The 12,290-nt window shown below is 34.7% G+C and carries 19 protein-coding genes; all 19 read left to right on the top strand.

What is annotated here, in order from left to right; translation table 11 throughout:
- Positions 1–57: 57 nt before the first annotated feature.
- The 19 genes from NST98_RS02440 (at position 58) to NST98_RS02530 (ending at position 12,275) form a co-directional block, all read left to right on the top strand.
- Positions 58–255 carry an XtrA/YqaO family protein gene (locus NST98_RS02440; protein ID WP_340714318.1) on the top strand — a complete coding sequence of 66 codons (198 nt, stop codon included), beginning with the start codon at positions 58–60 and terminating at the stop codon, positions 253–255.
- Between the two features lie 106 nt (positions 256–361).
- The gene (locus NST98_RS02445; protein WP_340714319.1) at positions 362–1,123 is read left to right on the top strand and encodes a spr1630 family ClpXP-sensitive toxin; all 762 of its coding nucleotides are present in this window, start codon (positions 362–364) and stop codon (positions 1,121–1,123) included.
- Between the two features lie 23 nt (positions 1,124–1,146).
- Entirely contained in the window at positions 1,147–2,337 is a 1,191-nt protein-coding gene (locus NST98_RS02450; RefSeq protein ID WP_340714320.1) for a spr1629 family repressor/antitoxin, read from the top strand.
- 139 nt (positions 2,338–2,476) lie between these two features.
- Positions 2,477–3,013: a sigma factor-like helix-turn-helix DNA-binding protein gene (locus tag NST98_RS02455; protein WP_340714321.1), complete on the top strand. Its 537-nt coding sequence runs from the start codon at positions 2,477–2,479 to the stop codon at positions 3,011–3,013.
- Entirely contained in the window at positions 3,010–3,567 is a 558-nt protein-coding gene (locus NST98_RS02460) for a site-specific integrase (RefSeq protein ID WP_340714322.1), read from the top strand. Before NST98_RS02455 ends, NST98_RS02460 begins: the two co-directional genes overlap by 4 nt.
- 579 nt (positions 3,568–4,146) lie before the next feature.
- Entirely contained in the window at positions 4,147–4,461 is a 315-nt protein-coding gene (locus tag NST98_RS02465; RefSeq protein WP_340714323.1) for an HNH endonuclease, read from the top strand.
- An 84-nt stretch (positions 4,462–4,545) separates the two neighbouring features.
- Complete coding sequence (locus NST98_RS02470) at positions 4,546–4,911, top strand: P27 family phage terminase small subunit (protein WP_340714324.1); 366 nt, start codon at positions 4,546–4,548, stop codon at positions 4,909–4,911.
- Between the two features lie 5 nt (positions 4,912–4,916).
- Positions 4,917–6,650 carry a terminase large subunit gene (locus NST98_RS02475; protein ID WP_340714325.1) on the top strand — a complete coding sequence of 578 codons (1,734 nt, stop codon included), beginning with the start codon at positions 4,917–4,919 and terminating at the stop codon, positions 6,648–6,650.
- Between the two features lie 20 nt (positions 6,651–6,670).
- Complete coding sequence (locus NST98_RS02480) at positions 6,671–7,906, top strand: phage portal protein (RefSeq protein WP_340714326.1); 1,236 nt, start codon at positions 6,671–6,673, stop codon at positions 7,904–7,906.
- Positions 7,899–8,474: an HK97 family phage prohead protease gene (locus NST98_RS02485; RefSeq protein WP_340714327.1), complete on the top strand. Its 576-nt coding sequence runs from the start codon at positions 7,899–7,901 to the stop codon at positions 8,472–8,474. The genes NST98_RS02480 and NST98_RS02485 overlap by 8 nt, the downstream gene beginning before the upstream one ends.
- Positions 8,467–9,669, top strand: coding sequence for a phage major capsid protein (locus tag NST98_RS02490; RefSeq protein ID WP_340714328.1), 1,203 nt, complete (start codon positions 8,467–8,469; stop codon positions 9,667–9,669). Before NST98_RS02485 ends, NST98_RS02490 begins: the two co-directional genes overlap by 8 nt.
- Positions 9,670–9,682: 13 nt before the next feature.
- Positions 9,683–9,868, top strand: a complete 186-nt coding sequence (locus tag NST98_RS02495; protein ID WP_445684021.1) for a hypothetical protein — start codon at positions 9,683–9,685, stop codon at positions 9,866–9,868.
- A gap of 11 nt (positions 9,869–9,879) precedes the next feature.
- Positions 9,880–10,173, top strand: a complete 294-nt coding sequence (locus NST98_RS02500) for a hypothetical protein (RefSeq protein WP_340714330.1) — start codon at positions 9,880–9,882, stop codon at positions 10,171–10,173.
- Positions 10,166–10,501, top strand: a complete 336-nt coding sequence (locus NST98_RS02505; protein ID WP_340714331.1) for a hypothetical protein — start codon at positions 10,166–10,168, stop codon at positions 10,499–10,501. Before NST98_RS02500 ends, NST98_RS02505 begins: the two co-directional genes overlap by 8 nt.
- Positions 10,491–10,853: an HK97 gp10 family phage protein gene (locus tag NST98_RS02510; protein ID WP_340714332.1), complete on the top strand. Its 363-nt coding sequence runs from the start codon at positions 10,491–10,493 to the stop codon at positions 10,851–10,853. The genes NST98_RS02505 and NST98_RS02510 overlap by 11 nt, the downstream gene beginning before the upstream one ends.
- The gene (locus tag NST98_RS02515; RefSeq protein WP_340714333.1) at positions 10,850–11,167 is read left to right on the top strand and encodes a hypothetical protein; all 318 of its coding nucleotides are present in this window, start codon (positions 10,850–10,852) and stop codon (positions 11,165–11,167) included. The genes NST98_RS02510 and NST98_RS02515 overlap by 4 nt, the downstream gene beginning before the upstream one ends.
- A gap of 12 nt (positions 11,168–11,179) precedes the next feature.
- On the top strand, positions 11,180–11,761 hold the full coding sequence (locus tag NST98_RS02520) for a major tail protein (RefSeq protein ID WP_340714334.1): 582 nt from the start codon (positions 11,180–11,182) through the stop codon (positions 11,759–11,761).
- Complete coding sequence (locus NST98_RS02525) at positions 11,761–12,093, top strand: hypothetical protein (protein ID WP_340714335.1); 333 nt, start codon at positions 11,761–11,763, stop codon at positions 12,091–12,093. Before NST98_RS02520 ends, NST98_RS02525 begins: the two co-directional genes overlap by 1 nt.
- Positions 12,094–12,107: 14 nt before the next feature.
- Complete coding sequence (locus NST98_RS02530; protein WP_340714336.1) at positions 12,108–12,275, top strand: hypothetical protein; 168 nt, start codon at positions 12,108–12,110, stop codon at positions 12,273–12,275.
- Positions 12,276–12,290: the final 15 nt, after the last annotated feature.

Consider the following 12,290-nt stretch of genomic DNA (forward strand, 5'->3'; position numbering starts at 1 on the left):
ATAAAGCTTCCTTAAAAAAACGAAGTTAGAAATATTATAGCATAGGAGGAAGCTGTAATGAGAATGAAAGAGTTAAAAATTTCTGACACCGGCCACCTAAATATTGATATAATGGAATTAAAAGGAACGTTTGCGATTGTCGTTTGTGATGGAAAGGCTAAAATAGCTGAGTTGCCGACATTTGGGGAAACGAAAATTATTACACATCAAGGAAAAGTGAAAAGGGTGAAGTTTGACGAGGGAGAGGAGTTTTAATCTATAGAGAGAAAAAATAAAAAACTTTAATAAAATCATATACAAATCATATTTTCTTTAATAAAATTTAAGTGATACTGTTCAAAGAATATGGGGGATTTGATAAATGAAGGAGTATGCTTTGTCAAGAGAGTTGAATCAGAAAATTGTAGATGGGATTTTTGAAGGTTATCGTGATTATTTAAAGGTTCGACGTGAAAAAGCTAGAACACTAAAAGTGAGTGGCGCTTATGCGTGGGTCAAAGGAAACCACATCGATCACCATGTGGCTATAGCATGCGAACCGTATGGAGTTGAAAGTAAGATAGCTAAAGCTGGTTTAACATGGCAATACTTACAGTTTAAGAATGATAGTGAAGCAATGTTGTTTATTGTTAAAAATGCAAGATATTTTAATCCAGAACAAGTCGATCGGGGGAAAGATGCATTAGGGAGGACACGTAACAAAAAGATATCTTATATGGAGGAGTTAATGCAAATTAACTCAGAAATTGATTTTAAGGAAGTTCCTTTAGAGCAAGGGAATTCTACACAACTCGAACTTCAGCTAATAGAAGACAGCCATTTAAACGAAGACGTGAAAAAAGAAATTGTTAAATTAAAGCCTATATATAAGAGGTTTTATATTGTTACGTACAAAATTGATGAAAATCAACAAATTGAACAAATTAGATTATGGATGCCTAATCCTGCAAATAATAAAGCATATTTAATCGAAGATTTGACAAAATACATTAACGGAACGCATACAATTAGTATAGACGACGAATTAAAGAGCATTCTAATAAACGATAATGTTTTAGAGGAAGGTTTAGATGCACATGTCTTTGGAATTGTATTAGATGACTCAGAAGAGAAGGAAAATTAATCCCAAGATAGGGGGGATAGCCTGTGTTCGTTGGTGAGAGCCTAACCAATATAAGAATCCTTCACAACTTGAGTAGAAGACAGCTAGCGGAAAAGGTTGGTGTAACTGAACAGGCTATTTGGCAATATGAAAATGGATATTCTTCTCCAAAGTTGGAAGTTGTAAACGAATTAAAAAAGATTTTTAATGTAAAAGCGACTTATTTTTATAAACCTGATCTTTTGTGTAATTTGGATATGGATAACATTAAAATACAACATATCGCATACAGATCAGAAACAATTAACTCGCTAAACAGATCTCAGAGCGAATTAATGCATGTCAGGTTTATCGATGCATTCTTAAAAAAGATTGAGAGAAAAATTAGCTATCCGAAAAATGTGCTTTTAGAATTGAGAAGAGATGTAATTAAATTTTTAAAAGAAAATCCAGGAATGGATAGAGGAAGACAAATAAAGTATATTGCCGAATTAGCTCGTGAAAGAATCGGATTGGATAAAGAATCCAACAAAAATTTACTATTCTGTTTGGAGAAATCTGGGGTTTTTATACTCGAAAAAGAATTTGAGGAAAAAATTGATGCCTACAGCTTATGGACAGAGGACGATAGACCGTATATTATACTAGGGTCTGTCAAAAAATCCGCAGCTAGAAGAAATTTTGATTTGGCACATGAATTAGGGCATTTGCTCTTGCACTACAAAGTGGAGTTTGCAATGCAAGATAAGATATCGTATAATCTCCTTGAAGAGGAAGCATATACCTTTGCCTCTGAATTTTTGTTGCCAGAGGAGTTTTTCAAGAGGGATTGTGAGGGAATTTCTAAACTGTCCAATCCTGATGCGTATATCGATATAAAACAGAAGTGGAATGTTTCTTTGCAAGCTATTGCAATAAGGGCTTTTAAATTAAACATTATTGATTATCAGCAATATCGCTACTATTACATGTTAATAAACAAAAAAGGATATAGGCACCTAGAACCGTTAGACGATAAAATCCCTGTTGAGAGACCAATGAAAATTCGAAGTATTTTGCGATTACTCTTTGAGAGAAACATTTACTCTGTATCCAGTTTAATGAATGAACTAAGAGTAGATGAAGGTTTTTTTGCTCTGTTAACTGGAATAGAAGAGGAATTTTTCAGAAAGTATAGAGAGCTCGAGACCAAAGTTTTTTCAATAAGTGAACTAGGAGTAGAAGGGGTTAAATGATGCCTACCAGCCATCTGGAGGACAACATTTGATTGCAGTATTATGCTGCATCATTTGTTGTTCTCTTTTTTATTTAGTTTACAGGTATATGAGCAATATTAGTATTCCAATTTGTTATAAAAGTGGGAGGGATGTAGTAGTGAAAGAATTACTTAAAGAATATAGACGTACATTGCGAGAGACAATAGAAATTCAAAACAGTTTAATTGAGCGGATTAATCAAGTAAACAACATACCGAAGAATAAACGAGATTATGAGCTACTACATTCTTTACAAGAAGATTTAAAGATTGTACGTAGTTGGATTTCAAATTTATATTATTCTATCTCTTGGCTTAAAACAGGAAGACAGCCAGGTAATACAAGGGGAATAGAAAGACGCGCAGCATATGAAAGAGAAATTCCATTTGATCCTTACTGGATACAGTTAAAGAAAGAGGATGATTATATAACATGCGAATTCAACGAAGAAGAGGAAAGTGATTTTAAGCAAAATTTAGTGATCGAAATGATTAAACCTCTTAATCAGAAGGAAAAAGAAATATTTGAATTAGCTGCAAATGATTTTTCAATTAGAGAAATATCGAATTATTTACATATTCCAAAATCGACTGTTTCCGATACGTTAAAAAGGTGCAAAAGAAAAATTGAAAATGAAGGGTGGGAAATCGTATGAATTTTGTTGAGCCGATTCGAGACCTTGATCAATTAAAGGAGTTTGAAGAATACTTCAAAAAAACGAGTGAAAGAAATTATGTCATGTTTTTGGTTGGTATTCATACTTCTCTTCGTATTTCAGATATCCTAAAGTTAAGAGTAGGAGATTTACAGGGAACGCATTTAAACATCGTTGAGCAAAAGACAGGTAAAAGAAAAAGAATTGTATTAAGGCCAGTTCTGAGAAAGGCACTAGCCGATTATTGTAAAGGTAAACATCCAAATGAATATTTATTCGTTAGCCGAAAACGAACTAAGTCAGGAGCACGTAGACCTATTACACGACAAGCAGCAGATAAAATTTTAAAAGATGCTGCCAAAGCAATTGGATATCGTGACAGAATCGGGACCCATTCCATGCGTAAGACTTTTGCATATCATTATTACGACCAAACAGGCGACGTAGCATCATTACAAAAGATTTTAAATCATCGGGACCAAAATACGACTTTAATTTACATAGGTGTAGAACAAGATATGATCGACAACAAAATATTAAAAGTACGTTATTAAAGCATAGCCTTATAAACAGCTATGCTTTTTATTATGTAATAATACGACTAAAACTTTATGCATTAAGTATTAAAGGCCAATTTTTTATTTTCAATATTACATAAATGCAAGGCTATGCAAATTCAATAATTAAATATTTTTAATGTGTTGATTTATCAAGGGTTTGACGGTGTTTCGGGAATTTTACAGTATTAACAATATGACAAATTCAGAGGTGAAAGTCGGACACTTGCCCACTAATAGTGAAGAAGGAAATCGAAGAGAAAAGTTGAGGGATATGTAATTCATTAATTCGAAATATGTATTAATTATTAATTAACTCGGCGACCGACAACCTTGTTAGGGTTGTCTATCTTCTTTCCGTTAGTTCGGTACTAACAATGTAAATTTATTTAATCGAAAGTAGGATGAGGATTAGTAATAAAGTGTTTAAATCAATATACATTCTTTTTCACCTACCTTTCTATATTAATTTATTCAATTTATTCAAACTTTATACGAATTATTATGAGGTGGTGAGATGGTAATGAATTCATTTTCATGTGAAGTATACACAATCGAAAATAAGGAAGTGAGTAAATGCGATTCTACGACACAAAAGCTTGGCGACGGAAACGTAAATCAATATTAGCAAGAGACGGTCACGAATGTAGAGAATGTAAACGCTACGGCAGGAGCCGAGAAGCGAAGACCGTTCATCACTGCAACCCAATCGAAACGCATTGGGAGTTTCGGTTGAAGTCCTGGAACTTAATCAGCTTGTGCTTTCAATGTCATGAATTGATGCATGATCGTGAGAGTCATACTTTGACTGAACTTGGTGAGTATTGGCGAGAAAAAGTAACGCCGAAAGAATTTTATATCCCCCCACCTTCGATGAAAAAATATTCGTAAGGGACACCGGCGCAAGGGATAACTCTTTCCCTCCACGGCGCAATTTCAGAAAAAAAGGGGTGCAAGGAACGAGGTGAGGAATTAGTGCAAGAAAAAATGAAGACGAAAAAGCAGTATCGAAATTTAATTGTGCGTGAGATGAAAAGTTTGGGAACGTACAAAAAAGAATACAATGAGTTGATTGATATTTACGCAGGCATGCTTCACCAATATCAATATTTTGAAAAGCAGTTTGAAGAAAGTGGATATCAAATTACAGAAGAGTATACGAACAAAGCAGGAGCAACAAATCAGCGGAAGGTCCCGTTATTAACTGCTATGGAATCTTTACGTAAAGACATAATTTCATATTCTGATAGATTATGCCTAAATCCTAAAACATTATTAGAACCACCAAAACAAGAAAATAAAGGTTCCCCACTCGATGCGTTCCTCGCTGCGAATGGGTGATGTAAATGGACCTGTCGCACATCACATCAAAAAATTTTAAGATTGCAGTTGAATATGCAAAATCAATTGTTGAAGGACGAAAAGTTGCCTGTGTTGAAAATAGACTTGCTGCACAACGATTTTTAAATGATTTAAATCGAGAAGACTTAGACTTTCGACAAGAACAATTTGATTTTGTAATAGATTTAATTGAAAAAACGATTTGTCATCAACAAGGCGAAGATTTAGAGGGAAATCCGTTAAAAGGGAAACCGTTAAAACTAATAGATTGGCAGATATTCGTTATCGTCAATTTATTAGGTTTTTTTATTATTGGGACGAATTTAAGGCGTTTCAATGAATCACTTTTAATGATTGCACGTAAAAACGGGAAAACTGCCTTTGCTTCTGCTTTAGGTTGGGCCTTATCAATTTTAGAAAGAAAGTCCGGATCGAAACTTTATATTTTGGCAAACAGCTTAAAGCAAACAATGGAATCATTTAGTTTCTTAACCTATAACGTTAACAGACTAAATGATAGTACAATTCGAGTACGTGATAACAACCAAGAACACTCAATTTCAAAGAATTTTAGTGACGGTGGTTCAATCTTCATTCAAGCGTTAGCAAGTGATGAAAAACGCTTGGATTCATTAAATAGTAACTTGCTTATTTTGGACGAGGTTCATACTTGGAAATCATCTAAAAAATATATTTTGATGAAAAACTCGCAAAAGGCATATCGAAATAAATTGTTAATTGCGATTTCAACTGCTGGAGATTTACCAACAGGTTTTTTAGCACAGCGTTTGGAATATTGCAAAAAAGTATTGGATGGAACAATTGTTGATGATCAATACTTTATTTTTATTTGTAAAGCGGACCAAAATGAAAAGGGCGAAGTAGAAGACATTACAGACCCAAAAATTTTAGAAATGGCCAATCCTGGTACAGGTGTAACTGTTTCTATAGATGATTTAATGCGAGATGCACTTTTAGCATTAAATGATCCTCAAACTCGTGGTGAGTTCTTAAATAAAACACTTAACATCTTCACATCACCAAATGAAGCATATTTCGATATTAATGAATTTAAAGCGAGTGATAGAAAGTATAATTGGACGTTAGAAGAATTAGTGAAACTACCGATTACTTGGTACGGTGGTGCCGATTTATCAAGAATGCACGACTTAACAGCTAGCGCACTTTATGGAACTTATAAAGAAATTGATATTGTAATTACACACGCATTTTTTCCACTGATTCGAGCAAAAGAAAAGGCAGAAGAAGACGGAATACCATTATTCGGCTGGAAAGATGATGGTTGGTTGACGATGTGTAAAACACCGACTGTCAATTATACCGATATCATTAATTGGTTTATCACGATGAAAAAGAAAGGTTTCAAAATTAAGATTGTTGGTTTCGATAAAAAATTCGGTCGAGAATTTTTCTTAGGAATGAAAAAAGCAGGTTTTAAAATTGTAGATCAACCACAGTATTACTTCAAAAAGAGTGAAGGTTTCCGTCGGATTGAGAAAAAGGTGAAAGACGGAAACTTTTATTATTTACACTCACAGGCGTATGAATATTGTGTTCAAAATGTTTCTGCAATCGAGAAAACAGATGACATGATTCAATACGAAAAAGTTTTAGAAACTTTACGTATTGACTTATTTGATGCATCTGTTTTTGCTGCAGTACAAATGCTTGAAGATTTAACACGCAAACAAAATGCAAGTGAATGGTTAAATAGTTAGATTAGAAAGGCGGTGAAAATTTGGCTTTTTGGAATCGAAAGAAAGTACAATCACGTTCAGAAAATAAAACGAAGCAATTAGTTCAAATTGCAATTGGTGATGTTGCCACTCCTGGTTATATTCGATTATCCGACCATCCAGATGTAATAACCATAGTTGACAGAATTGCAGATTTAGTTTCAAATATGACAATACATCTTGTGGAAAAGACGGAAAAAGGTGATAAACGAATAGTGAATGAACTATCCCGAAAGGTTGATATAGAGCCATGCAAGAACATGACAAGAAAAACTTGGCTTTATAAAATCGTTCGGGATTTATTGTTAGATGGTGACGGTAACTCCATCCTCCACATCAGTGTGGACGGCAACACCGGACTTATTGAGAATCTGATTCCCTTTCAAATGCAAAATGTTAGCTATGAAGATGGTGATAATTTAATTGATTACACTATTGATTACGGAGGAATCAAATATTCGCCAGATGAAGTTGTCCATTTTGTTTTAAATCCACACCCACTTTATCCGTATAGAGGTATTGGTTATCGAATTGCTTTGCGAGATTTAGTAAAAAATCTTTCACAAGCAAATAAAACAAAAAACAATTTCATGTCTGGAAAATATATGCCTTCTTTAATTTTAGCTGTTGATGCATTAAATGAAGAATTGTCGAGCAAGGAAGGTCGAGAAGAAATACTGAAGAAATATATCGATGAAACAGAGGGCGGTAAACCGTGGGTGATTCCTGCCGACTTAATTAACTTACATCAAGTAAAACCACTCTCTTTAAAAGACATCGCCATTGTGGAAGGCATGGAAATTGATAAGAAATCATTAGCAGGACTTTTAGGAGCACCTGCTTTTTTTCTTGGTGTTGGAAGTTTTAATAAAGATGAATTTAATAACTTCATCAATACTCGCATCATGTCAATTGGTCAGCGAATTGCGCAAACATTAACAAGGGACATATTATTCAGCCCGAATTGGTACTTTCGCTTAAATCCTCGAAGCTTGTATGCTTATGATTTATCAGAACTTGTGAATGCCGGAAAAGAATTAGTGGACCGAACAGCAATGCGGCGTAATGAATGGCGTGATTGGGTTGGATTGGATCCGGACGAAGAAATGGAAGAACTTATTATCTTGGAGAACTACATACCGGCTGACAAAATCGGTAATCAAAGCAAACTGCTATCTGATGAAGAAAGGATGGCGTTGGCACTGAAAATATTAAAAGGTGGTGAGAAGGGTGAATAAACGGCACATTCAATTCACTTCTGCGCTTCAAACGCGCTCAACTAACAATGAAAATGAGGGAATTATTGAAGGGTATTTTGCAGTTTATAATTCGGAAACCGAATTATGGCCAGGTGCTTTTGAAGAAATTGCTCCTGGAGCTTTTGAAAATAGTTTAAGAACAAAAGACATATTTTGCTTGGACAACCATGACAGCCGGGTAGTACTTGCTTCGACAGGTAGTAAAACACTCGAACTGAAATCGGATGAAAAAGGTTTATGGGGCCGAGTGGTTCTTGATTTAGAAGATCCATTTGCAAAATCTGCATTCCGTAAAGTACAGACCGGAAAAGTGCGCGGCTGTTCATTTGGTTTCTATCCGGTCCGGGAAGAAACCATTAACAAAGAAGATGGCTCCATCAAATGGCGCATTTTAGAAGCAGAATTGTTGGAAGTGTCAATTACTGCTTTTCCTGCTTATCCGCAAACTGATATTTCTGCACGGCAAAAAGATGCAGAAAGAATCAAAAAAGAAAAATTGGAACAAAGAAAAAAACAAATTTTAGAAAGGATGAAAAAAAATGCCTAAACCAATTTTAATTGGTGCGAAATTAAATCTAAAACGCAGCGCATTAAAAACTGTGGAAGGAGAACTTCAAACTTTATTAAATAAACGCAATGAGTTGGAAGCAGCGGTTAACGAAGCACAAACAGAAGATGAATTAGCTGCTTTAGAAAATGAAGTCAATGAAAACGAAAGTGCTATCGAAGCAAAAGAAAATGAAAAATCGCAACTTGAAGAAGAAATTCAACAATTAGAAAGCGAATTGGAACGGTCAAATAATAAAGTTCCGACTAATCGATCTAAAACAAACGATAACGGAGGTAAAAGAAGCATGGATAAAGAGCAATTAAAAGAATTACGTTCAGCTATTAACGCTTATATCCGCACAAAAGGCGCGGAAGTACGTGCAGTAGAAGGTTTTAAATTAGTGGACGGCGGCGCTTTGGTGCCGGAAGAATTATTGACACCAGAAAAGGCTCCCGAAGATGTAGTTGACTTATTACAATACGTAAAACGTGTGCCTGTTAACAGCGCAAGCGGTAAGTATCCGGTTATTGCAAAATCTGGTTCTAAAATGAACACAGTCGAAGAACTTGAAGCGAATCCAGAACTTGCAAAACCAAAAATTACAGATGTAAATTACAGTGTAAAAACTTATCGTGGATATATTCCAGTATCACAAGAAGTTATCGATGATGCGGATTATGATATTGTTGGTTTAATTGATGAAGAAATTCGCGATCAAGAATTAAACACTCGTAATGCTGCTATTGCTACCGTATTAAAAACAGCGAAACCAAAAACAGTATCTTCGCTTGATGAGTTAATTACATTGCTAAATACAGGATTTAAAACAGCTTACCAAGTAAAACTTTATGTATCACAATCTTTATTTAACGTGCTTGATTTGATGAAAGACAATAACGGTCGCTATTTACTTCAAGACGATATTACGGTTGCAAGCGGCAAACGTCTAAAAGGAAAAGAAATTGTTGTGTTGGATGATGAAATTATTGGAGATGCAGCCGGAGACTTAAAAGCGTTTGTCGGTGATGCGAAAGCATTCTGCAAATTCTTTGATCGCAAACAAGTATCTGTAAAATGGGTAGACAATAACATTTACGGTCAATTACTAGCTGGATTTGTTCGTTTTGATGTTCGAAAAGCAGATGAAAATGCAGGGTACTATGTCATTTACGAAGATGCTCCTGGAGCGTAAGGAGTGATTGCAAATGACCAAATACAAAGTGATTCGCAAATTTAAAGATTTGCAGGACGGCAACCACATTTACAACATTGGCGACACATACCCACGAAAAGGAAAGCGGCCAAAAAAAGAACGCATTGAAGAATTACTTTCTAGTAATAACAAAGTAGGTAAGCCATTGATTGTGGAAGTTGAAGAAGGTGATGAGTAATGTCTGACAATATGTTAGATGTTTGCTTATCACTTTTTAAATTGGATTTGGGCATTACGCACAATTTGCGTGATGCTCTTTTTATTAATCGTTTAAATTCAACTATAACTGAATTAACTAAAATGGGTGTTGATCTTTCAAAAGAAACTGCAGAGGACATACAACTTATCGTTGATTATTCATTGTGGCAATATCGTAAAAGACAGGATGATGTTGGCCTTCCACGCAATTTGCTGTTCAAAATTCACAATAGAAAAATTGAAAAGGTGATTTCAAGTGCCAAGTCTGAAGCCGAGAGTGAGTAAGAAAGACAGTATTTCGAAAGATGATGTTTGTTATTTGATTCCTACAATTATTGTAAAAGATGAATTATTACAAGAAATAAGAAAAGACGGGGAACCAAGACAAGTATTTTGTGCGGCTTTAAGCATTGGCCAACGTGAATTTAGTGTGTCGTTTGTAAATGCATTGAAAGCAGAAAAAGTGCTTTTACTTGATTATGATGAGTACGATGGCGAAGAAATTGTAATACATGATGATCAACACTATATAATTTACAGAACTTTTGTGCGCGATGACGGAGATATCGAGTTGTATTGTGCAATGAGAGCGGGCGTTTCTAATGGCCATTAACGTCAATCAATTAGCAAGAGAATTAAATAAACAATTACAACAGTATACTAATGATGTTGTTGAGCAAATAGAAAAGTCGGCTAAAGAAATTGGAAAAGAAGGCGTGAAAAAATTAAAAGAAACATCTCCAAAAAGAACAGGTGAATATGCTGATGGTTGGCGCCTTAAACAAACAAATGAGGGTTATGTAATGCATAATGCTACCCATTATCAATTAACTCATTTACTCGAAAACGGTCATCTCAATAGAGATGGGTCTCGCACAGCGCCACAACCACACATTGCACCAGTAGAGAAAGAAACTATTGATAAGTTTTTAAAAGCAACCGAAAAGGCGGTGCAAGGTAAATGATAACACTAAATCAACTTGCACAATTGTTAGATACGTTACCTTATCCTGTTTCTTATTCAGATTTTAATAAAAAAGTTAATCCACCATTTATTGCGTATAAAGAAACTGGTACAAATAATTTTGCTGCTGATAACAGGGTTTGGAAGAAGGTCAGAAGTGTCGAAGTACAACTATATACAGATAAAAAAGATTTAAAAATAGAAAAGCAAATAGAAGATTTATTTTATAATCATTCCATCTATTATGATGCGGATGATTTTTTTATTGAAAAAGAAAATCTTCATCAACGAATCTATTATATTACTACAATTTAGGAGTGTTAAACTATGGGAAATAAAGTAAGTTACGGTTTAACTAATGTGCATTATGCAGTAATCAGTAAGGACGAGCAAGGAAATTATAAATACGGCAAACCGAAGCGCGTATATGGCGCAGTATCATTAACACTTGATCCAACAGGAGATAGTAATAATTTTTACGCGGATAATGGGGTTTACTTTTCACGAACTGCCAACACAGGATATGAAGGGACGTTATCAATTGCTCGAATACCCGAGGAATTCAGAATCGATGTATTAGGGGAGAAATTAATCGACGGTGGTTTATTAGAAAAAGCAGACGCTAAACCGAATGATATTGCTTTATTATTCGAAGTAGACGGTGATGTACAACAAGATAGATTTGTTTATTACGATGTATCTGTTGCACGGCCATCTCAAAATGCTAATACAACAGCAGAATCAATCGAAATTGAAGCTCAAGAACTATCCATTACTGTTAAACCTCGAACAACTGATAAAGCTATTCGCTTTGTAACAGGAGAAAATACCCCAAAAGAAATCTACGATAATTTTTACAATGAAGTGTACGAACCAAAAGAAAATCAAGAAGCAGAGCAAGGTGAGTAATGATGGAAAAGGTATTAACAATTGATGGTAAACAAGTAAAGTTTGTTGCTAATGGAAGTACACCAATTCGATACATGGCTGAATTTGGTAAAGACTATTTTGAAGAATTAACTGAAATCGAAAAAGGTAATTTAAGCGGTATGTCATTTTATCGCATGGTCTATTTGATGGCTAAAACAGCAAATAAAGATATTCCACCAATGGAAGAATGGCTTGCAAGTTTTGATAAGTTCCCGATTTTTGATGTTTATGAACAATTATCTCCTTTAATCTTCGCAAATATTAAAACTAATAAGCCGAATAAAAAAAAGAACAGACTGCCGAAACGTTAACGGTTACTAAGTATTTGGTATATGCAAAACAAGCAAAATTAGAAATGTCCGATTTAGAAATGATGACTATCGGCATGGTTGCAGATCATATTGAGGAATACGCTGAATTAATAAAACCGAGAGAGAATAAAACTAGAAAAGCTACTCAACAAGATATTGAATGGCTTAAAGGACGTTTGTAGGGTGTCGTAAAATGC

This window comes from Ureibacillus sp. FSL W8-0352 (assembly GCF_038004345.1).
Classification (GTDB): Bacteria; Bacillota; Bacilli; order Bacillales_A; family Planococcaceae; genus Ureibacillus; species Ureibacillus thermosphaericus.

What these genes read in the sequence shown, in the direction of transcription:
- NST98_RS02495 (WP_445684021.1), top strand. Translation starts at nt 9,683, where the DNA reads ATGACCAAATACAAAGTGATTCGCAAATTTAAAGATTTGCAGGACGGC.
- NST98_RS02520 (WP_340714334.1), top strand. Translation starts at nt 11,180, where the DNA reads ATGGGAAATAAAGTAAGTTACGGTTTAACTAATGTGCATTATGCAGTA.
- NST98_RS02445 (WP_340714319.1), top strand. Translation starts at nt 362, where the DNA reads ATGAAGGAGTATGCTTTGTCAAGAGAGTTGAATCAGAAAATTGTAGAT.
- NST98_RS02510 (WP_340714332.1), top strand. Translation starts at nt 10,491, where the DNA reads ATGGCCATTAACGTCAATCAATTAGCAAGAGAATTAAATAAACAATTA.
- NST98_RS02490 (WP_340714328.1), top strand. Translation starts at nt 8,467, where the DNA reads ATGCCTAAACCAATTTTAATTGGTGCGAAATTAAATCTAAAACGCAGC.
- NST98_RS02500 (WP_340714330.1), top strand. Translation starts at nt 9,880, where the DNA reads ATGTTAGATGTTTGCTTATCACTTTTTAAATTGGATTTGGGCATTACG.
- NST98_RS02440 (WP_340714318.1), top strand. Translation starts at nt 58, where the DNA reads ATGAGAATGAAAGAGTTAAAAATTTCTGACACCGGCCACCTAAATATT.
- NST98_RS02525 (WP_340714335.1), top strand. Translation starts at nt 11,761, where the DNA reads ATGATGGAAAAGGTATTAACAATTGATGGTAAACAAGTAAAGTTTGTT.
- NST98_RS02515 (WP_340714333.1), top strand. Translation starts at nt 10,850, where the DNA reads ATGATAACACTAAATCAACTTGCACAATTGTTAGATACGTTACCTTAT.
- NST98_RS02465 (WP_340714323.1), top strand. Translation starts at nt 4,147, where the DNA reads ATGCGATTCTACGACACAAAAGCTTGGCGACGGAAACGTAAATCAATA.
- NST98_RS02475 (WP_340714325.1), top strand. Translation starts at nt 4,917, where the DNA reads ATGGACCTGTCGCACATCACATCAAAAAATTTTAAGATTGCAGTTGAA.
- NST98_RS02460 (WP_340714322.1), top strand. Translation starts at nt 3,010, where the DNA reads ATGAATTTTGTTGAGCCGATTCGAGACCTTGATCAATTAAAGGAGTTT.